The organism is Saccharopolyspora phatthalungensis (assembly GCF_014203395.1).
Taxonomy (GTDB): domain Bacteria; phylum Actinomycetota; class Actinomycetes; order Mycobacteriales; family Pseudonocardiaceae; genus Saccharopolyspora; species Saccharopolyspora phatthalungensis.
The window spans coordinates 1,924,893-1,945,874 of the sequence record NZ_JACHIW010000002.1 but is presented as its reverse complement, the minus strand read 5'-3'; the positions used below and the strand labels follow the sequence as shown (position 1 = coordinate 1,945,874).

Here is a 20,982-nt window from a genome sequence, read left to right as displayed (position 1 = left end):
GATTTCGTGCGCCCAGCAGACAGGGGGTTGACCGTGTAGGTGGTTGATTTTCTGTTGTCAGCTCGTCGTCGCTTGCCGGTGTGAGTCCGGTCCGGGTAGCTGCCAGGAGGCCCGGTAGCAGACTGGCGGTGTCGTGGGGAAACCTGCGGTGTCGAAGCCCAGTGTCGAAAGCCCTTGTAGGGGGAGCGACTGAGCGGTCCGTAGCGTGAAGCGAAGCCTGCGGCGTCGTTACTCATGCCGCCCGTGAGGGTGGCGGCAGGGAGTGCCGAGCCCTTCGAGATCGGGGTGAAGGCCATGGAAGCGGTGTAGTTCCTGGATTGCAGCCGTGAGGGACTCCCCGGCGTATGGGGCGCGGAACGTTCAGATAGTGGCGGCGGGAACTGGGGAGGCCCTCCCCGGCCCGGTGACCTGCGGAAAGGTTGTTGCCGGAGTGTGGCGTCCTATAACCGATGATCTCGGGAAGTGGATGGCCGGCCGGGTGGGCGTCGGAGGCGGCAGTAGTACCGGTTGAGCCGAGCGGACAACATAACCGCAGGTGAGGGAAGGGCCGCTACTTCGTCGATGCGTCATTGTTGTTGTGGAGGTGCCCGGTGAGTGCCGATGTCGGCTAGTCCCGCCGCCGTGGGAAGTTCTCCTGCGGATCCGGTGCGTGCCCTGCAACATGCGCTGTACCGGGCGGCCAAGGTCGATCCCGGACGTCGGTTCCACGCGCTGCGGGACAAGGTCTTCCGCAGGGACGTCTTGTGGCGGGCGTGGGTCGCGGTGTACCGCAACCAGGGTGCACCGGGCATCGACCGGACCACCCTGGCCAGGGTCGAGGAGTACGGGGTCATCCGGCTGCTCGATGAGCTGGCCACGGAGTTACGGGATGGTTCCTATCGGCCGTTGCCGGCGCGTGGGGTGTTCATCCCGAAACCCGGCACGGTCGAGCAGAGGCCGTTGTCGATTCCTTCGGTTCGGGACCGCATTGTGCAGGCCGCGTTGAAGATCGTGCTTGAGCCGGTGTTCGAGGCGGATTTCGCGCCGTGCAGTTTCGGGTTCCGGCCGAAGCGGTCACCGCATGATGCTCTCCAAGTCGTCATCGATGAGGCTTGGCGGGGCAGGCGGTGGGTGGTCGAGACGGACATCGCCGATTGCTTTTCGGTGATTCCGCATGAGGAGTTGATGCGAGCGGTCGAGGAACGCGTGTGTGACCAGGCCGTGTTGAAGCTTCTGCGGGCGATTCTGCGAGCGGGAGTGATGCACGACGGCCAGGTTCGGCGGCCGGTGACCGGCGCGGCTCAGGGTGGTGTGATCAGTCCCTTGCTCTGCAATGTGTATCTGCATCGTATTGATCGAGTGTGGGACACGCGGGAGCACGGCGTGCTGGTGCGTTTCGCCGATGATGCGCTGGTGATGTGCCGATCGCGGGAGCAGGCCGACGCTGCCCTGCAGCGGCTTCGGGATCTGCTGGCCGAGCTCGGTTTGCGACCGAAGGAAGCCAAGACGCGGATCATTGCCCTTCAGGTCGGTGGGGGAGGTTTCGACTTCCTCGGTTTTCATCACCGGTTGGTGCGATCCCGGCCCCGTGATGGGCGGCGACCGGTGACGTTTCTTGCCCGCTGGCCCGCGGATAAGGCCATGCAGCATGCCCGCGACCGGGTTCGGGAGCTCACGGCCCGGCGCAGGCTGCTGCTGTCGGTTGAAACGGTCGTGCGGGATGTGAACACGTTCCTGCGCGGTTGGACCGGGTACTTCAGATATGGGCACTCGGCTCAGCGTTTCAGCAAGCTCAGGCAGTACGCGCGGATGCGGATTGCGTTGTTCATCAGCAAACGCCACCGTCGTAGTCGGCATTTCGGGTGGAGAGCCCTGCTCACCTTCACACCCGATGAGTTCGGCCTGATCGGCCTGTATGGAATCGTCGTCTCACCCAGGGCGGGCAAGCCCTGGCGGGAAAGACCGAATGCCGGCGGTGAACGGCGTCGGTAAGCCGTGTGCGGGAGAACCGCATGCACGGATTGACGGGCGGGAGCTGGAAACGGGGAAACGATCGACCACGGCCACGAAGAAGAACGACCACGCGGGAAACCGTGAGGTCACCACCGGCTTCACGACCTACCGTCGATCAACGCCACCGCGCCAGCTCCCGACCCTCCAATGGAAATCGACGTAGCGGTGACGGGCGCTCGCCAGCGGCAGCCCGTCGAATACGAGATAGAGCTTGAGGTCAACGGGGCGAGCGCGCGCCGCCGGGTCGACCCGCGCACGACATTGGCGGACCTGCTGCGTGACCGGCTCGGGCTTACCGGCACCAAGATCAGCTGCAACCAGGGCACGTGTGGGGCTTGCACCATGCAGATCGACGGCGAGCGCGTGCTGTCCTGTCTGACTCTGGCCGTCACCGTGCAGGGACGTCGCGTCACGACCATCGAGGGACTGGCCGGCGACCCCGACGCCGTGCACCCGCTCCAGGAAGCTTTTGTGGCGCACGACGCGTTGCAATGCGGCTTCTGCACGCCCGGTCAGATCGTCTCCGCCGAGGCATGCATCCGAGAAGGCCATGCCGCGACCGATGCCGACATCCGGGAGTACATGAGCGGCAATCTCTGCCGATGCGCGGCCTACCCGGCGATCGTGGCCGCGATCCGTTCAGTCGCGACGTTTGGAAATCGGCGCGCCGGTTTCCATTGAAATCCGCAGCAGGGAGCAGCGATGCGACCATTCACCTACCAACGTCCGGACTCGCTGGCCGAGGCCCTCGCGCTAGCCGCCCGGCCCTCCACCACCGTGCTGGCCGGCGGCACGACGCTGGTCGATCTAATGCGCCAGGGAATCGAGACGCCGAGCGATATCGTCGACATCAGGCGGCTCGCGGAACTCGCCGGGAGCACCGTGTACTCCGACCGAATCGAGATCGGGGCGCTCACCCCGATGTCGCGCGTCGCCGAACATGCCGCCGTGCGCACCGATTTCCCGGCCCTGGCGCAGAGCCTGCAACAAGCGGCGTCCCAGCAACTGCGCAACGGCCACGGTCGGGGGCAATGTCCTGCAGCGGACTCGTTGTGCCTACTTTCGGGACGGGAGTTCTCCGTGTAACAAACGCGCACCGGGTAACGGGTGTGCCGCCCAACGCCACGGTGAGCGCCGTGCTCTCGCTGTCCTGGGCGGCTCTCCGTCCTGCGCGGCGGTCTACGCCGGTGACTGGGGTGTCGCGCTCGCGGCGTTCGACGCGGAGCTGGAGGTCCGCTCGACGCGGGGCACCCGCCGCCTGCCGTTCGTTTCGTTTCACTGCGACCCGGCCACGACGCCGGACGTCGAGTCCGTGCTGCGGCCGGGCGAGTTGATCACCTCGATTGTCGTGCCCCGCAGCGATGCCGCTCGACACTCCCGCTACCTGAAGGTTCGCGACCGGGCCAGTTACGCGTTCGCGGTGGCCTCGGCCGCGGTGGGGCTGCGGACGCAAGCCGGCATCGTGACCGCGGCACGCATCGCGATCGGCGGCACCACGACCCGCCCGTGGCGCTGCTCGGCGGCGGAAGAGTCGCTGCGGGGCTCACCGCTGACCGCCGAAACGGCCCGCCGAGCCGGGGAACTCGCTTACGAATCGGCGCGGGGCCCGGCCACCAGGATCGAGGTTGGCATCCGCACCGTGGTCCAAGCCCTGCTCAGCCTAGGGGAGGAAAGCGCATCATGAGCGTGGTCGGCATGGACATGCCCCGCCGGGACGCCTACGACAAGGTGACCGGCCGCGCCCGTTTCGCGGCCGACGAGGCATATCCGGACATGGCCCACGCCGTGCTCGTCACGAGCACGGTCACCCGGGGCACGATTATCGGAATCGACCCCACGGAAACCGAAGCGGTGCCGGGTTTCCGCACCGTGCTCACGCACCGGGGTGAGGCATCCGGACTGCGCGGGCTGTTCATGGGCGCGGGTGGACGTTTCCAGTCCAGTGCCAACCCGCTGGCCTCGCCACACGTCCAGCACAGCGGCCAGATCGTAGCACTCGTCGTCGCCGAAACCCTTGAGGCGGCCGAGGACGCGGCGTCCAGGCTCGCGATCGACTACTCGTCCGCGCCGGCTGCCGCGTCATAGCGCGAGAACCTCGCCGGCGCCCGGCTCGACGATGCCGCGAGTATCGACGTCGGAGACGTGGACCGAGCAATGTCCACAGCGGACAGTGTCGTTTCCGCCACCTTCCACACACCGGGTATGCACCACCTTCCGATCGAGCCGTACACGACGACAGCGCTGTGGCGCGACGGCGTATTACGGGTACACGTGCCGTCGCAATGGGTGACCGGCGCGCGTGCCGGACTGGCCGAGACGCTGGGACTTCGTCCCGAGGCGGTCGAGGTGCTCAGCCCATACGTCGGCGGCGCGTTCGGCTGCAAGGCCCCGCTGCTGTGGCACACCGTGTTCACCGCCCTCGCCGCGCGAGCGCTCGGGCGTCCCGTACGGCTCATGGTCACGCGCGGCCAGATGTTCACGGTCGGGCCGTTCCGCCCACAGAGCAAGCAATGCGTTCGGCTCGGCGCCCGCGCCGACGGCCGGCTGATCGCCTATGAGCACGTCGAATACCTCCAGACGTCCCGCACCGACGACAACCGCCTGGCTGGAACGGCGATCACGAGTGCGCTGTACGGGATGGAAAACGTGCGCCTGCGCGCACACCTGGTTTCCACGGACGTGAACACACCGGGCTCGATGCGCGGGCCACACGAGTACGGTCCACTGTTCGCCGTGGAAAGTGCCATCGACGAGCTCGCCGCGAAATGCGGTCTCGACCCAGTCGAGTTCCGGCTGCGCAACGACACCGCGCGCCACCCGATCAGCGGGCTGCCGTTCAGCAGCCGTTCGCTTGCGCAGTGCCTCGAACGCGGGGCGGCGATATTCGGGTGGGACTCGCGCGATCCGCGCGTGGGGTCGATGCGGGACGAACACGGCAGACTGGTCGGCTGGGGATGTGCGAGTTCGATCTACCCGGTGCTGCGCACACCGTCGCGGACGTCCGTCCGCCTCGAGCCGAACGGCCGGGTTCGGGCGCTGGTCAGCGGTCACGAGCTCGGCACGGGGGCGTACACCGTCCTTGCCCAGATCCTCGCCGACGCACTCGGGTGCCCGCTGGACCAGGTCGAAGTCGAGCTCGGTGACAGTCGCCTGCCACCAGGCCCGATGACCGTGGGTTCGTCCAACACCGGCTCGGTGGGTTCGGCGGTGGCACGGACCGCGCGGAAAGCCCGTGCCCACCTGCTCAACGCCGTGGCCTCCCGCCGGGGATTACCAGGGGGGCGCTGGCGCTGCGCAACGGGATGGTGGTCGGGCCAAGCGGCCCGATTTGCCCGTTGGGCGACGCGGTGGCCGAGCTCGGCGAGGGCGCGGTGCAGCTCGATGACCAGTGGGCACCCAACGAACTCGACCGGCAGGCGGTCCGGAGAGCGTTCAGCGGCCGAGAGGTGTTCGCCGGACCGGAAGCGAACGGTCACGCTTTGTACAGTTTCGGTGCCCAGTTCGTCGAGGTCTCCGTCGAACCGGTCACCCGGATTCCGCGGGTGGGGCGCATGGTCGGCGTGTTCGGCTGCGGGCGCATCATCAACCCCCGCACGGCGCGAGCCCAACTGGTCGGCGGCATGATCTGGGGCGCGAGTCACGCCCTGCTTGAGGCGTCCCCGATCGACGGCGCGGGCCGCTTCGCCGGCGCCGACCTCGGGGCCTATCACTTCGCGGCCAACGCCGACGTTTCCGACGTGCGGGTTGAGACGGTCGAGGAACACGACGAGGTCATCAACGAACTCGGCGCCAAGGGCGTCGGCGAGATCGGCGTGCTCGGCACCGCCGCCGCCGTGGCGAACGCGGTCTATCACGCGACCGGCGTCCGAGTACGCGAAACACCGATTCTGCTGGACACTCTGGTTCCTGATTCTTGACGAGCCCCTGACCGAAACGGTCGACTGTGGACGGCTTCGCCGCCGCTTCAGGCCACCTGTGCGGCGAGGTTGCGGAGGGTCCGCGCGGAAGGCGATCCGGGATCCGCCGTGATCAGGACGACTTCCTGGTCGTCCTCGGGCACGAGCAGTACGTCGCAGTTCAACCGCAGTGTGCCCAGCGTCGGATGGTCGAGGGTCTTGGTGCGGTGCCCGGGAGTGTGCACGGGATGCGCCTCCCAGATCTGCCGGAATTCCTCACTGCCGACCCGCAATTCGGCCAGCAGGGCGGCGAGCTGCGCGTCGTGCGGGTAGCGGTCCGCGGCCCGGCGCAACCGGGCCACCACGATGTGCCCGAATTCCTCGGCACTGAAGCTCTCGTACCTGCGCCCCTGGCCGAGGAAGCGACGCCGGGCCAGGTTCGTCGTCTCGCCTCCGAGGCCATCGCCCAGCAGAGCCCGCGCCAGGGGGTTCGACGCGATGACGCCATAGGCGGCGTCGGTGACGATCGCGCCGGTCTCCGGCAGTCGCTCCAGCATCCGGGCCACCTGCGGGCGCACCCTCCGCACCGCGTTGGTGCCGGGCGGCTCGGGTGATCCAGCCAGGCGGAACAGGTGGCTGCGTTCCGCCGGCGTGAGCCGCAGGGCCTGGGCCAGCCCGTCCAGGATCCGGGGCGACGGCCGGGGCCCGCGGGCCTGCTCGAGCCGCGTGTAGTAGTCGACCGACATGTGCGCCAGCTCGGCCACCTCTTCGCGCCGCAGGCCCGGTATGCGGCGAGGGGTAATCGTCGGCAGACCGACCTCGTGCGGACGCAACCCCTGACGGCGATCCCGCAGGAAGCGGGCCAACTCCTGCCGCGCCATGCTGCCTCCTCCAGATCCTGGTACTCCTCGTCCCTGGCAGGACGGGCACGGCCAGGGAACCGTATGTGTCATGAACGATCGCACAGCACTTGTCACCGGTGCCAACAAGGGCATCGGCAAGCACATCGCCAGCCAGCTCGCCGCGGCAGGCTTCACCGTGTATGTCGGTTCCCGCGACGCCAGGCGCGGGCAACAAGCCGTCGGAGAGATCGGCGGCGACGCTCGCCTGCTGGTGCTGGACGTGACGGATGCCGGCAGCGTCACCGCGGCGGCGGCCCAGGTGGACCGCTTGGATGTCCTGGTCAACAACGCGGGCATCTCGGTCTCGCTCGCCCCGCCGACCGGGACCGACGTCGAGGAGTTCCGGCGGACATACGAGACCAACGTGTTCGCGGTCGTCGCGGTCACCAACGCTTTCCTGCCCGCCCTGCGCCGGTCCGCGCACCCCCGCATCGTCAATATCTCCAGTGGCACCGGATCTTTGACTTGGAGCACGACTCCCAACCCTCAGTTCCCCTCCGGAAGCGCTGGCGCGGCCGCCTACCGATCGTCGAAGGCCGCCCTCAACGCCCTGACCGTCTTCTACGCCCAGGAGCTGGCCGAGGAGGGTTTCAAGGTCAACGCGCTCGCCCCCGGCGTGCGAGCCACCGACCTCAACCCCCGGGCCAGCTCCGTCGGCGGCGACCCGGCCGAAGCCGCCCGGGGAGCCGTCCGACTGGCTCTGTTGCCGGACGACGGCCCTAACGGTGCGTTCTTCTCCTGGGACGAAACACCCGTGCCGTGGTGAGCGTCTGATCATCTTTGACTCGGGCTTCGGGCCCGTCGCGCTGACGCGATTGACCATGACCACGGGGCTATTCTGCACCGTGCCGCTGATCAACTGATCTCTACGGAGGCACGCAATGATGCTGGCTCGGAGATTGTGCGTTCTCGCGACGGTTTTCCTCATGGCCACGGTCTGTTTCATCGCTTCCGCCCCGGCCCAGGCGGTCGGGCCGACGTCCTGGTTCACCGCCTGGGCGCAATCCCAGCAAGGACTCGCGGCGTCGAAGTTGAACAACCAGTCCATCCGCATGGTCGCCCACCTCAGCCAGGGCGGAAGCGCGGTGCGGATCCGGCTGCAGAACACGTTCGGCAAACAACCACTGATCATCGACCGCGCGACCGTCGGGCGCAGCGGGAAAGACGCCACCCTCGTGGACACTGCCCGCCCCATCACCTTCGCGGGCGGCAGAAGCGTCACGATCCCGCCCGGCGGTGAACTGTGGAGCGACGAAACGGGTTTGGACACGCGCCCCCAAGACGACGTCGCGGTCAGCATGTACGTCGCCGGCACGGTAGTCCCCGGCCAACACGCTTTCGCGGCACGCGACAACTACTTGACGCCGCCCGGCACGGGCGACCACACCGCTGAGAGTTCCGGCTCCGCTTACACGCAAACCGTGGTCTCCACCTACCTCGTCAGTGCGGTCGACGTCCACAACCCTGCGTTGCAGGGCACCGTCGTCGGGTTTGGCAGCTCGGTGGTCGACGGCGTCGGAAGTACCAACTGCGGCCCGGGCTGCACCGAGTTGGGGGCCAACCGGCGCTGGCTGGACGACCTGGGCCGCCGAATCTCGGCAGAGCTGCCACCGGGCGAGCAACTGGCGGTGGCCAACGCCGGGATCAGCGCGACCACGAGCTCCGGCGAGTGCCCGTCCATACCTCAAGAGGCCGCGGGACTCGATGCCTTGGCGCGGCTGGACCGCGACGTGCTCGCGCTGCACGGCGTGACCGGCGTGATCTATTACTACGGCACCAACGACCTCGCCGCGGGCTGCACAGCGGCGCAGATCTTGGACAGCTACCACAAGGTGTTCCAGCGGCTTCGCGATGCCGGAATCGCCGTCCACGTCACGCCGATCACCCCGCGCCCGTCGTACACGGACCGGCAAAACCTCGATCGCCACACCGTCGGCACTTTCGTGAAGCGCTGGAACAACTGCGCCGGCACCTGCGATGACGTGATCGACTTCGACCAGGTGCTCAAGGACCCGCTCAAGCCGAACAGCATTTACCCGCCCTATGACAACGGTGATGGCGCGCATGCCAACATCGCCGGTCAACAGGCGCTCGCCGACTATGTCTGCCTGCCCGCGCTGCGGCCCGGCTCAAAAGGGCAGAGCTGCGTGCCCCTCTGACTCAACCCGCAGCTTCCCTCTCCCGGCGCGCATATGGTGCTACTCGTGCCGGTAAGTCGGTGTTGTCACAGCGGCTGACCGGCACGAATGCATCAGTCATGCGATCAGCGAGCGCCGAGTGGTCTGGAGCCCCCGGGCCCGACCTCGGCTCCTGACCTGCGGCTACTCTTAACACTCCGGAGACACAGCTATGATCTAGGCCTTCTTCACGTCATCGCGGTGTCCCCCGACTCGCCGCTGCGGCAGGCCATGCCGACATCGCTGCGGACGCCGATGTGCGTCATCGAATAGATGCCCGCCGAACGCTCTCGACGCGTGGGCAATCGGTCGGCCCGTTCACGGGCCGACGACCGGACTTGGGCCGTTGGTGATCTCCAACGGGAGCGAGGTTGCCAGCGAACGTTGCGACAACTGTTGGCGCCGAAACCGAACCGCGCATCTGAAACCTCCAGAGTGGACCTTAACGGGACCTGAGCAACCGGAGCAGGGACGTTGACCGGGAGACGTCTGGACCGATCCCAGACCGGCTTCGAGCACAACGCCGACAGCGGTCCGCTCACCCCGCCACCGACGTGCTGGTTCGACTAGCCGAAGGTCGGGCCGACCCGCTCTCGGCGGAACCGGCTCACGGCGGGTAGCGATCTCATTGCCCGGCCGCGTAAGCCGTTGAGTACAAGACAGAGAACAGGTACACCGATGGGCAATTCTGTCACATGTGACATCACGTTATCGCCGCCAAGTGCCAACCCGCTGACGAACATCTTTCTCGCGCTTGACGAGCTGGTGCCGAATCCGGTCGATATGTACTTCGGTTTCCAGCTACGGATGTCCAAGGCCCCGCTGTCCCTTGACGTTCTGCGCGAGCGCTTGGCGGCGCCGGTGTCGCGGCTGCCGCAGCTCACGCACCGGCTGGTGCGCCGGAACGGGCAGGCCCGCTGGGAACGTGACGAGGACTTCGACATCGCCCACCATGTCCGCGCCGTCCGCGTGGCCGCCGCAGGGCCGGCACAGCGGCTGTTCGATTCGGCGCCAGATCCAAACAGGCCCCGGTGGGGATTGTGGCTTTCGACCGGGAACGACGGCACCTGGTCCCTGCACTACCTCGCGCACCACGCGGTGCACGACGCGATTTCAATGCTACGAACCCTTGAACTCATGTTCAGCGACACTGTCCCGGCACCGTACGCATCGGGCGTGACGAGCGCCCCAGCTGGCTGGCGAAGTGTTCCGTCGCTGCTTCCGGATCTGCTCAAGACCTACGGGCCGGTCACTCCTTGGCGGGCGATGGAGATTCCTGCCGAGCCCGGACGCCGCTTCACCAGTCGTGCCATCGATCTGAGCCGACTCCGCGACGTGGCCCGGAGTACCGGTGCCACCATCAATCAGGTCCATCTGGCCGCCATGTCGGGCGCGTTGCGCGACTGGTACCCGGGCGGCTCGGCCGCCGAGCGCCTGCACGCCTTGGTCCCGATCGACACGCGGCTGCCCGGCGAGCCAGATACCGGGCTCGGCAACCAGATCGGTTTCCTACGCACACCCCTTTTCACCGAACTTCCCACCGCGCGTCAGCGGCTGAACGCGACAATGGCCGCTACCAGCCGGCACCGGATGGCAGGGCATCGACGCGCATACCGCGCCCTGGCCGAACACGGTTCCGAACAGCTGACGGGGTGGGTAGTCAAACGTTTCACGGCCCCCTTCACTACCGCGCTGACCGTGTCCAACGTCCGAATCAGCCGCCCACTGCACGTGTTCGGAACCCCCGTCGACGAGATCGTTCCGCTCCCGTGGCTCCCGCCTGGGGAAGCGTGTTTCACGCTCGCCAGCGGATACCGGGACCAGTTCACGCTTTCCGCGCTCACGCACTCCGGCATCGACGATGCGGCCCGGCTCACCGATCTGTGGGCCCAAGCCGTCGAAGAGTTGCACGGCGAGTTCACCGGTTAACGTGCCGCTTGGACTTGGTGCGAGGTGGGCGCTCGGGCTGGGCAGGCCAGGGCGCCCCGTGAACCGGATATCGTGTTCGCCGACCACGATTTCTGGATGGCCGGCTTGCGGTCGGCCGGCTCGCGCCGCCCCGGGAGGACGTAGTGCGGTTCAACGAGGATGCGGATCTGGACGCGTCTCAGGTGGAGGACATCGGCGGTTCCAGCGGCGGGTTCGGGGGCGGCACCATCGCCGTGGGGGGCGGCGGGCTGGCCATCGTCGGATTCGTGCTCTACTTCCTGATCAGCAACTTCGTCGGCGGCAGCGGCCAGCCGGCGCTGCCGCTGAACCTCGACCGGCTCCCCGCCGGGCAGCAGGCCGACGACCAGCGCTTGGCGCAGGAATGCCGCACCGGGGCGGATGCCAACGCCCGCGATGAGTGCGCGCTGGTCGCCTCGATCAACTCGATCCAGGGCTACTGGACCGAGCAGTTCCAGCGCTCGGGCGGGACGTACCAAGTGGCGCCGACGAAGTTCTTTCGCGGCGCGGTGCGTACCGCCTGCGGGGGCGCGACTTCCGCCGCCGGCCCCTTCTACTGCCCGGCCGACGCCGATGTCTATATTGACCTGGACTTCTTCAACGACCTGAAGACCCGTTTCGGCGCCCAGGGCGGTCATTTTGTGGAAGCCTATGTGCTGGCCCACGAATACGGCCACCACGTGCAGAACCTGTTGGGCACCACGTCGAAGGTCAACCCCCGGGAGACCGGGCCGACTTCGGGTGGGGTGCGGTTGGAGCTGCAGGCCGACTGCTACGCGGGGGTATGGGCCAATCACGCCACGACCGTGCCCACCCGCTCCGGGAAGCCGTTGATCGAGGAGATCTCGCAGGACGACGTCCGACGCGCGGTGGACGCGGCGGGGCGGATCGGTGACGACTACATCCAGGCCAAGCTCGGCGGCGGCCGGGTGGACGAGACCAAGTTCACCCACGGGAGTTCGGCGCAGCGCGCGAAGTGGTTCACCACGGGATTGCGCACCGGCAACCCGAGCGCGTGCAACACGTTCGACCCCAAGGCCAACCTCGGCTGAGGCACCAAGCGGCTGGTCGCTTTCGGAAGCATTCGCTTGCCGAAGGCGACCAGCCTCGCTCGGGGGCCGCGCCCGAAATGATCGACGCGCCCGCATTGAGAGGTTTGCCGAATTTAAAGCCTGAGAACTTTCCATATTCGTCCGGAAGGATCTTTTCTGCCGTGAACGCTACCTATGTTTGGTTTGCCTGATTTATTTGTGATCGAAATTTCCTCTTTTTACCCCCAGCTGGCCGAACTTGATTCTTTCCCGCTATTGTTGCTCGTCATGTTTGCTTTCCGAGGACGAACAACCCGTGGCTGTCGGAACTCGGCGTGTAGTCGACCCGGACGGTGGTCGCGATGACCGAGGGGGAAGAGACGCCACGTTCCGAATCCAATGTCCATTCAGCGGACGGCATCACATTGGTCGACCCGGGCCTGGTTAGGCGCGCGGTTGCGGCGGCGGCCATCGGGAACGTGACCGAATGGTTCGACTTCGGTGTGTTCGCCTACATGGCGACCACGATCGGAAAGGTCTTCTACCCGCAGTCGAGCCCGACCTCCCAGTTGCTGGCGACCTTCGGCACCTTCGCCGCGGCGTTCCTGGTCCGCCCGATCGGTGGGCTGTTCTTCGGGCCGTTGGGGGACCGCATCGGCCGTACCCGGGTGCTCGCCACCACGATGATCCTGATGGCGACCGGGACGTTCTGCATCGGCCTCATTCCCAGCCACGCCACCATCGGTCTGGCGGCGCCGATCCTGCTGTTGCTGGCCCGGCTGGTCCAGGGCTTCTCGACCGGCGGCGAGTACGGCGGTGCCATGACGTTCATCGCCGAGTACGCGCCGGACAAGCGCCGCGGATTCCTGGGCAGCTTTCTGGAGTTCGGCACGCTGACCGGCTACATCCTCGGCGCCGTCATCGTCGCGGGACTGTCGGCGGGCCTGTCGGAGGCGGACCTGCTGTCCTGGGGCTGGCGCATCCCATTCCTGGTCGCCGGTCCGCTGGGCGTCGTGGGCATGTACCTGAGGCTGAAGCTGGAGGAGACACCGGCTTTCGCCAAGCTGATGGAGGAACACGAGGCACGGGAAGGCAAAACCACCAAGGCGGAGTTCCGGGAGATCTTCGTCAAGCACTGGCCCGCGATGCTGGTGTGCGGAGCTTTGGTGCTGGTGTTCAACGTGACCAACTACATGCTCACCGCCTACATGCCGACCTACCTGTCCGACGATCTTCCCCCGAACATCAGTGAAACCGAGTCTTACGTGCTGCAGATCGTCGTCATGGCGGTGATGCTGCTGGTGATCACCTTCATCGGCCGCATCAGCGACCGCGTCGGCCGCAAGCCCGTGATTACGGCAGGTTGCATCGCGCTCGTTGTGCTCTCGGTGCCCTCGGTACTGCTCATCCGGCAGAACACCATGCCGACTGTGTTCGGCGGACTCATGATCATGGGCTTGATGCTGGTGGTCTTCAGCGCCACGATGCCCTCGACGCTGCCGGCGCTGTTCCCGACCCGCATCCGGCAGGGTGCGCTGTCGATCTCGTTCAACATCTCGGTGTCCCTGTTCGGCGGCACCGTCGCCACCGTCATGACCGCGCTGGTCGCGGCCACCGGCGATCTCATGTGGCCGGCGTATTACCTCATCGGCGCGGGCATCATCGGTGGCATCGGTGTCTGGTTCACCAAAGAATCCGCCGCACGGCCCCTACCGGGCTCCACCGCCTCGGTCGAGACCGAGGAGGAAGCCAAAGCGGCAGCCGCCGGCTGAACAATGTGCGGCCACTGCCGGGCTGCCCCTAGCGTGCGTGCAACGCCATGCGTCGGCGCACGACCCACGCTAGGGGCGGTCGGGGAGCGGTCACCGGCGCGCCAGGACGAGTTCCGCGAAGACTGGCCGTCCTTTCATGCCGGGTGCGGCGCGGCGGGCCGCTTTTGTGGTATGTGTCAAGCACATTGCCCGGCAAGCACTGCCAGTGCGCAGTTGCGGATTCGCCGGATCGTGATCTCTTTTTGTGGCATGGTTGATCGTGTCACCATGAATAATGGCGACCATAGTTGATCTTGCCATGCTGGGGGGCCGGAGATGTCCGTGGTGAATCCTGGATCGGGTCAGCGGCGCTGGGATCTGCCCGATGGAACGCCGTGTTGGATCGAGCTGGTGACCACAGACGTCGGCGTGGCCTGCGAGTTCTATTCGGGGCTGTTCGGCTGGGACTACGAGTCGCACGACGATCCGCGTGCGGGCTTGCACGTGATCGCTTTCCACGAGGGATTCCCGGTGGCCAGCATCCGCGAGTCCGGGGACGGTCGGTCGAGGTGGCGGTTGTTCCTCGCCGCCGAAGACAGTGCGGCCACCGCGGCCGAGGCCGGCAAGCTCGGCGGGCAGATCGTCGTGCCGCGCAGCAGGGTCTCGGGCTTGGGGGTGAAACTGGTGCTGAGCACCCCCGCCGACGACGAATTCGGGCTGCTGGAGCCGGACGAGGCGTGGCAGTTCGACGTCGGCCTGCCGGGCACGCTGGTGTGGGCGGAGCTGGTGACCATCAAGGCCCAGACGGCGGACCACTTCTACGGCGAGCTTTTCGGTTACTCCGCCGAGCAGTTCGGCACCGAGCACCGAACCGGGTACGCGGTGTGGTACCTGGACGGGGAATCGGTGCTCGCGCGGGTCAGCATGATCCGCGAACACATCACCACGGGTACCCGGCCGCACTGGTTGGTGTACCTCGGCGTGGACGAGTCGGTGGGCACCGATGAGTTGGTGCACACGGCCATCGCGCTGGACGGCCGGGTGCGGGTCGACCCGTACGACTCCAGTCTCGGAAGAGTTGCGGTACTGCGAGATCCGACCGGAGCGCGGTTCGCCGTCGTCGATCCCAGCCAAGCCGCCGAGTACGGCTCGGCCGGCAACGACGACCCCTACGACGACTGACGTCCGTGGACCCGAAAACGCCGGGCCTCTCGACTACGCCGAGGTCGCCGCGGCGTGCGAGGGTCGGCCGTCCCAGGCTGCCAAGAAGCTGTCGACGGCAATTCGTGCCCTGCTGGTGAGCAGGTGTCGGTTGGCCGGGGATACGTCGAATTCGGTGATTCCCACGCCCGAGGTGTCGATGGTGATCATTCGTTTACGGACTTCGGGGCGGTCCAAGTGGGATTGGTCGTGTCCCACGAATGCGGTGATGACTACCTTCTTGAGCACTTCGAAGGGCGGCGGTAGTGGCCGGCCAAGCCCCGGGAAGACGTCGTCGATTCCCTCGGGCAGGTCGGGCAGCAGGCGGATGCCGAAGGTGGGCCATCGGGGTTGCGCGCCGTCGGTGCGGTCGAAGATCTCGACGGGGAAGTTCGACAGCACCGCACCGTCCACGATCAGCGATACCTCCCCGGTGACCGGGTCGGTGAGCCGCTGCGGCTCGAAGAACAACGGCAGCGACATCGACATCCGCACCGCATCCGCGACCGACTGGACATCGGGATCCAGGTGGAGCAGGTGGTAGTCCCACGGCAGTCGCAGGAGTCGGCCGTGCGTGATATCCGTGACCAGCACGACGAGCTTGTAGCGCTGTATGTTGGCGTCGTCGTCGCTGGCGTCTTCGGCGGAGTCGCGGCGAAGATCGCCGAACGTCTTGGCCCCGAGGGCGCCGAGCTCGCGGTCCAACCACTCCTGAAGGTAGTCCCCGGCGTAGGCGCCGCTGCGGGTGAGCAGCGCTAGACCCTCGCTGATCAACGGCAGGCCCGGCCGCCCCCGATCGGGTATGCGCGAGAGGTCCAGGCTCCGCATGCAGCTCCTGATCCGCGCCGCATCGGCTCCCGCGGCGGCAAACGCCCCCACCATCGCGCCGACAGACGTGCCGGCGATCCGGGGGAAGCGGTAGCCGTGTTCCATCAACCGGGTGACGGCTGCCACCGTTCCGAGCCCCTTGACTCCGCCACCTTCGAGTACGAGATCCGCTTGTGGCATGCGCGCCCTTCCTTCACCCGTTACCACTACTGTGGATCTCACGATCCTGCACCGGAGCCGCCGCCGCCGAGCAATCGACCGTGAGGAACCTGAACAGGTGGTCGTGGGGGCCAAGGTCAGAAAGGCCGGCCCGCGGCGGCGGTGGGGAAGCGCCGGTTTCGCGCGAAATCGCCGGTCGATGCGGTGGTGGCATTTCTGTGGGTGATGCTCTTGTGCGCTGCTCGGCTTCGTTGCCGTTGTGGCGTGCGTTACGGCCGGCGTTAGCAGGCCGTTAAGTGTCTTCGGATCGGCTGGGTGCCGGACGTACCTTGTGAACAAGAGCGGACTCGGATTCCGTAGCGTCTTCTCCGACAAAATAGCGCCACCCGAGGCAGGGGCCGTCATGAGCAACGTTCACCCCGATGAGTTAGCCCACCAGGTGCACACCATCATCAGGAGCGCCGAACACGAACCCCGGCAGGCTGCGGTCCGGCTGAACACCTTGATCACCAGATACGGTCCAGGCGTGGTCGTGCCGGCCCTGGTTGAGGAGTCCAGGACGGCGGTGACCCGGATGCGGAGCCTGATCGCCGACTTCAGAGCCGAGCCGAGCGCAAGCTGCTAGGCGCGTACCGGCTTCGGCAACAGCACGAGGGCTCGGGCGTCGCCGTCGTGGGGTGCTGGCTGCTGGGGTGGCCGACTGTGGCGGGCCGTGTCCTGGGTTGTCTTGTGGTGTTGTGAGGGTGTGGTGTGGTGTGGGCGGGGTTGGAGGATGAGGCTTGCGGTGCTGGCGGCGGCGGTGCAGCCCAGGGCGATGGCCCAGCCGTGGGGCAGGAGCGGTGTGGAGCCGAAGAAGTGGCTGAGGCCGGGGATCTGCACGATGGCGGCGAGGGCTGCCAGGGACGCGAGTGCGCCGGCCACGACTAGTGGGGTGCGTCCGCGGATGACCAGGGTCTGGCCGAGTTGGGCGCCGACGAGTGCGACAAGTGCGACGGTGTCGGCGTGTCGGCGGGTTCCGGTGGCGCGGCCGAGGAACCAGGCGATGAGTGCTGTGGCGGCGGTGATGATGCCGCGTCGGTAGATGTCGCGGTGCAGTGCGGCTCCGAGCGAGGCGTCGGGTCCTTCCTCCAGGAGCATTTCGGGGGTGATCTCCGGCGGGGGGCGTACCGCGATCGCCATCGCGGGGATGACGTCGGTGAGCAGGTTGATCAGCAGCATTTGGCGGGCGTTGAGCGAGCCGCCGGGGGTGAGCAGGCCGGTGGCGACGGTGAACAGGATTTCGCCGAGGTTGCCGCCGAGCAGCAGGGCCAGTGAGTCGCGGACCGAGGCCCACATGGCGCGGCCTTCGACGATGGCGTCCACGATCGTTTCGATGCGGTCGTCGGTGACCACGACGTCGGCGGCTTCGCGGGCGGCGGGTGTGGCGCGTTCTCCGAGGGCGATGCCGATGTCGGCGATTCGGATGGCGGGGGCGTCGTTGGCGCCGTCGCCGGTGACGGCGACCACGCGTTCCGTGCGTTGCAGTGCTTGGACGATGCGTGCTTTGTGGGCGGGGGTGGTGCGGGCGAACACGGCGATGTCGGCGGCCTTGGCGGCCAGTTCGGCGTCGCTGAGGGCGTCGAGTTCGGTGCCGGTCATGACCTCGTGGCCGCCCAGGATGCCGAGTTCGGCGGCGATGGCTTCGGCGGTGCTGGGGTGGTCTCCGGTGATCATGATGATCTGCACGCCTGCCTGTTGGAGCTGGTGCACGGCGGCGGCCGCGGTGGGGCGGACCGGGTCGGCCAGGGCGAGCAGGCCGGTGAGCCGGAGGTTTCGCAGGCGGGAGTCGTCGAGGTCGCGGCGGCCGGTGGCGGGCCGTTCGGCGACGGCGAGCACGCGGTATCCCTGGCGGGCCAGCCGGTCGAATTCCCGCTCCACGCCCAGGCGGGCCGCCTCGTCGAAGGGGACGTCGCCGTGGTCGCCTCGCCAACGGGTGCACTGGGCGAGCACGACTTCGGGTGCGCCCTTGATGCTGAGCAGGTGGTCGCTGCCTACCCGGCCGAGCACCATGTGGTAGCCGCGGGAGGGTTCGAAGGGGAGCTCTTCGACGAGTTGCCAGCCCGCGGTGCCTTCGCTGGGCTGCACGCCGAGGTCGCGGGCGCCGTTGACGACCGCGCGGTCGGTGGGGTGCGGCAGGACTTGCCCGTGTTCTGGCACCGGGCTCGCGCGCAGTGCGGCGGCGAGGATCTTTCGGTCTGCCGCGGAAAGGTGTTCAACGCTGCGGGTGGTGGCCCCATCGGAGATCCCGCGCAGGGCGATGCGTCCCTCGGTGAGGGTGCCGGTCTTGTCGAAGCACAGCACGTCGGCTCGGCCCAGCGCTTCGATGGTCGAGGAGTTGTGCACCAGGGCACCGCGTTTGGACAGTCGCCGGGCGGCTGCCAACTCGGCGACGGTCGCCACGAAGGGCAGGCCTTCGGGTACGGCGGCCACGGCCAGGCTCACCGCGCGGCCGAGGGACGCGCCGAAGGGTTGCAGTCGAAGCAGGTCGGCGACCAGCAGTAGTCCGCCCGCTCCGATCGAGATGGGCACGGTGACCTTGGTCAGGGTCCGCAGGCGTGCGGCGACCCCGCCGGGACGATCTGGGGTGTGGTCGGGTTGAGCCGCGCTTCCCGCTTCGGTGGCCGCCGCCGTGGCGACCACGACCGCGGTGGCGCGTCCGGCCGCGATCGCGGTGCCCTGGTAGATCATGCAGTGCCGGTCGGCCACCGCCGGGGCGGGCGTGGCGGTGGTGTTCTTTGCTACGAGTTGGGATTCGCCGGTCAGGCTGGATTCGTCGACTTCGAGTCCCTCGGCTTCCAGCAGTCGGCAATCCGCGGGCACGGAGTCGCCTGCCACCAGGTCGATGACGTCGCCGGGAACGAGTTCGTCGGCGGGCACGCGGGTGCGTTTGTCCTTGCGGCGCAAGGAGACCGGGATCGCGGTGGCGTCCAGGAGCTTGCGCAGGGCGCGGTCGGCGCTGACCCGTTGCACCCCGCCGATCAGTGCGTTGAGCCCCAGCACGCCGGTGATGATGACGGCATCGGCGATGGCTCCGATGCTGGCCGAGATTCCGGCGCCGGCGGCCAGCGCGGGTGTCAGCGGGCTTGCCAACTCCTCCAGGCTGGCTAGCGCCAGGCTCGTCTTGCCTGGTTGAGAGTGATCGCGCAGGTTGAGTGCGCGCTGCTGCGCATCCTCGGCGCTCAGGCCCTCCGGTGAGCTGTCGAGCAGCTCCAGCACCGTGGAGGCGGACATGGCGTGCCAGGGTGTGCGGCGGACGGCCGAGGGCGCCGGGCGCCGCCCCGCCTGCATGCCCCAATACGTTCCCGCCCCCAAAGCGAGCAGCGCACAGGCCGACACAGGCACCGCCGCACGGGTTTGGCTTCCCCGGTCCGGTCCGAGGGCGGCAAGCGCGGCACCCCCGGCCGAGCCGATCACGGCCAGCCGGGCACTGCGCCTGCTGACGGTGCGGGCGGTGGGGATCAACCCCAGCAGCGCGCACGCTTCGCCCAAGCCGGTGCCGGTGACCAGATGCGCTGTCCAGGGCGGCGGCCCGTGACCGGCTACACCGATGCCCAGATCAGCGGCCGCCAGGCCCGCATGACTGCGTGTCGAGACCACGGCGACGCCGTGGCCGTCGGCCTGCAATTCCCGCACCAGCTCCGCGATGTCCTGGCCGGCCGGCACAACGCGATCACCATTCAATGCCGCAAGCCGTGTGTCCGCTCCGGCGAGCACGACAGTTCCGACCTCCCGGGCGGCGGCGAGAAGTTCGCTGGTCAGCGGCTCCAGTTCCGCCTCGACCTCCACGACGGCAACCGTGTGCCCGTACCGGTTCAGCGCGCAGGTGTGCACCCCCGCACCGGCCGACCGCCGGAACGTGCCCTCCCGCTCCAAGAGCGACAGATCCGCCTCGCCCAGCCGTGACAGCGCCCAGCCGTCGCGTTTGGCCTTGGCGTGAACCACCACGCCGACCAGGGCGTGCGCGCGCTCCCACATCCCCGCGATATCGGCCTCACCGTTGAGCGGAATCACCCCGCGCACACGCCGTGTTCCGGCCTGCAACACTCTCGCGTCGATCACGACGGTATCGATGCGGTCCAATCGCCGCAGGCATCGCGGATCGAGCACCAGATCGCGCCGCGAGACGGCGATCCCGAGCTGGGCGGCGAACGCGTCCCGGCCCAGCCCGGCCGCCCGCGGCACCGCCGCCACCACAAACCCCTGCGCCCGCAGGATGCTGCGGGTAAGTCCCAGAGTGCCCAAGAACGCCGCGGGTCCGGCGATCGCCACGATGTTGGCCACGCGTTCGATCGGGCCGTTGGGCAGCCGTGCCGGACGGGAACCGACCCCGACAGGCGCACACCGGTGGTACTCGGGCCGCTCACCCAGCTCGGCCTCCCGCCGCGCCCAGCTGCGCTGCATCGCCTGGGACTCCCGCACCAGGCAGAACCGATACGTGGCGTCGGTAACCAACGCCGTCGGGCGCTGCGCCAACGTGTTGGCCACCGCACTGCCGAGACCGAACAGCAGATCCGCGGCCGACCAGCCCACCCGCTCTTGTACGGCACCGCGGACCCGCTGCACCGAATCCGCGGTGGAGACCAACGCCGGAATCGACGCCGCCAGCGCGGGTACCGGCAGCCAGCGGGTCGCCACCGCATACCCCAGGCCCGCCAGGTTCGCCCCCATCACCACCGCGTTGCCCACCACCCCGGCGACATCACCCGGGCGCACCGCGCCAGCCTCCTGGTAAGGATGCTCGCCCAATCCGCTGGCCCGCTCGGCTTCCTCGACCACGCCGACCAGCTCGGCCAGCCCGATCACCGCCGGGTCGTGCCCGATGATCACCCGGCCCAGCGCCGCATTGACCTCAGCCCACCGCACACCCGACAGGCGCCGCAGCGCCTGGGTGAGATGTTCCGACGCCGATTCCGTCCCGGCCTCGTGTACTCCGCGCACCTGAATATGCGCGCGCCCGTCCGCACTCCATGCCCGCCGACCACCGCCGGCACCCATCGCCTCGCGCGCCAGGGCCGCTGCCGGTGCCGCAACCTGCGACACCAAAGTCTTCAACCCACCAA

General features: G+C 67.9%; 15 protein-coding genes and 2 pseudogenes. 14 read left to right on the top strand and 3 right to left on the bottom strand.

The features are described 5' to 3' along the window. Positions 1-600 precede the first annotated feature (600 nt). The 7 genes and pseudogenes from ltrA (at position 601) to BJ970_RS39275 (ending at position 5,909) form a co-directional block, all read left to right on the top strand. Positions 601-1,971 carry a group II intron reverse transcriptase/maturase gene (gene ltrA / locus BJ970_RS34685; protein WP_184732057.1) on the top strand — a complete coding sequence of 457 codons (1,371 nt, stop codon included), beginning with the start codon at positions 601-603 and terminating at the stop codon, positions 1,969-1,971. A gap of 168 nt (positions 1,972-2,139) precedes the next feature. Continuing rightward, positions 2,140-2,673, top strand: coding sequence for a (2Fe-2S)-binding protein (locus BJ970_RS34680; RefSeq protein WP_184732055.1), 534 nt, complete (start codon positions 2,140-2,142; stop codon positions 2,671-2,673). Positions 2,674-2,694: 21 nt separating this feature from the next. Further along, positions 2,695-3,289, top strand: a pseudogene (locus tag BJ970_RS38595) (FAD binding domain-containing protein); the annotation flags it as partial. A 15-nt stretch (positions 3,290-3,304) separates the two neighbouring features. Next, a complete protein-coding gene (locus BJ970_RS38590) occupies positions 3,305-3,676 on the top strand; it encodes an FAD binding domain-containing protein (RefSeq protein WP_312864634.1) in 372 nt (123 codons plus the stop codon). Next, positions 3,673-4,077: a hypothetical protein gene (locus BJ970_RS34670; RefSeq protein WP_184732053.1), complete on the top strand. Its 405-nt coding sequence runs from the start codon at positions 3,673-3,675 to the stop codon at positions 4,075-4,077. The genes BJ970_RS38590 and BJ970_RS34670 overlap by 4 nt, the downstream gene beginning before the upstream one ends. Before the next feature lie 42 nt (positions 4,078-4,119). Then, positions 4,120-5,298: pseudogene (locus BJ970_RS39280) on the top strand (xanthine dehydrogenase family protein molybdopterin-binding subunit); the annotation flags it as partial. Next, positions 5,295-5,909 (top strand): molybdopterin cofactor-binding domain-containing protein, encoded by a 615-nt coding sequence (locus tag BJ970_RS39275; protein ID WP_281399673.1) that lies wholly within the window; start codon positions 5,295-5,297, stop codon positions 5,907-5,909. The pseudogene BJ970_RS39280 and the gene BJ970_RS39275, both read left to right, overlap by 4 nt. A gap of 47 nt (positions 5,910-5,956) precedes the next feature. On the opposite strand, the gene BJ970_RS34655 is transcribed toward BJ970_RS39275, so the two are convergent. Continuing rightward, complete coding sequence (locus BJ970_RS34655) at positions 5,957-6,769, bottom strand: helix-turn-helix transcriptional regulator (RefSeq protein WP_184732049.1); 813 nt, start codon at positions 6,767-6,769, stop codon at positions 5,957-5,959. A 70-nt stretch (positions 6,770-6,839) separates the two neighbouring features. Here BJ970_RS34655 and BJ970_RS34650 point away from each other — a divergent pair, with 70 nt between their 5' ends. The 6 genes from BJ970_RS34650 to BJ970_RS34625 all read left to right on the top strand — a co-directional run bounded on the left by BJ970_RS34650 (position 6,840) and on the right by BJ970_RS34625 (position 14,878). Beyond that, positions 6,840-7,556, top strand: coding sequence for an SDR family oxidoreductase (locus BJ970_RS34650; protein WP_184732047.1), 717 nt, complete (start codon positions 6,840-6,842; stop codon positions 7,554-7,556). A gap of 160 nt (positions 7,557-7,716) precedes the next feature. Beyond that, on the top strand, positions 7,717-8,949 hold the full coding sequence (locus BJ970_RS34645; RefSeq protein ID WP_246471953.1) for a GDSL-type esterase/lipase family protein: 1,233 nt from the start codon (positions 7,717-7,719) through the stop codon (positions 8,947-8,949). A 696-nt stretch (positions 8,950-9,645) separates the two neighbouring features. Next, positions 9,646-10,896: a wax ester/triacylglycerol synthase domain-containing protein gene (locus BJ970_RS34640; protein ID WP_184732042.1), complete on the top strand. Its 1,251-nt coding sequence runs from the start codon at positions 9,646-9,648 to the stop codon at positions 10,894-10,896. 143 nt (positions 10,897-11,039) lie between these two features. Beyond that, a complete protein-coding gene (ypfJ, locus tag BJ970_RS34635) occupies positions 11,040-11,966 on the top strand; it encodes a KPN_02809 family neutral zinc metallopeptidase (RefSeq protein ID WP_184732040.1) in 927 nt (308 codons plus the stop codon). 341 nt (positions 11,967-12,307) lie between these two features. Next, complete coding sequence (locus tag BJ970_RS34630; protein WP_184732038.1) at positions 12,308-13,717, top strand: MFS transporter; 1,410 nt, start codon at positions 12,308-12,310, stop codon at positions 13,715-13,717. A 390-nt stretch (positions 13,718-14,107) separates the two neighbouring features. Then, complete coding sequence (locus BJ970_RS34625) at positions 14,108-14,878, top strand: VOC family protein (protein ID WP_312864610.1); 771 nt, start codon at positions 14,108-14,110, stop codon at positions 14,876-14,878. A 33-nt stretch (positions 14,879-14,911) separates the two neighbouring features. Here the strand turns inward: BJ970_RS34625 and BJ970_RS34620 are convergent, their stop codons facing one another. Beyond that, entirely contained in the window at positions 14,912-15,904 is a 993-nt protein-coding gene (locus BJ970_RS34620; RefSeq protein WP_184732034.1) for a patatin-like phospholipase family protein, read from the bottom strand. Between the two features lie 382 nt (positions 15,905-16,286). On the opposite strand from BJ970_RS34620, the gene BJ970_RS34615 reads away from it, so the two are divergent. Further along, positions 16,287-16,508 carry a hypothetical protein gene (locus BJ970_RS34615; RefSeq protein ID WP_184732032.1) on the top strand — a complete coding sequence of 74 codons (222 nt, stop codon included), beginning with the start codon at positions 16,287-16,289 and terminating at the stop codon, positions 16,506-16,508. On the opposite strand, the gene BJ970_RS34610 is transcribed toward BJ970_RS34615, so the two are convergent. Then, on the bottom strand, positions 16,505-20,974 hold the full coding sequence (locus BJ970_RS34610; protein WP_184732030.1) for a cation-translocating P-type ATPase: 4,470 nt from the start codon (positions 20,972-20,974) through the stop codon (positions 16,505-16,507). The genes BJ970_RS34615 and BJ970_RS34610 overlap by 4 nt on opposite strands. Between the last annotated feature and the right edge of the window lie 8 nt (positions 20,975-20,982).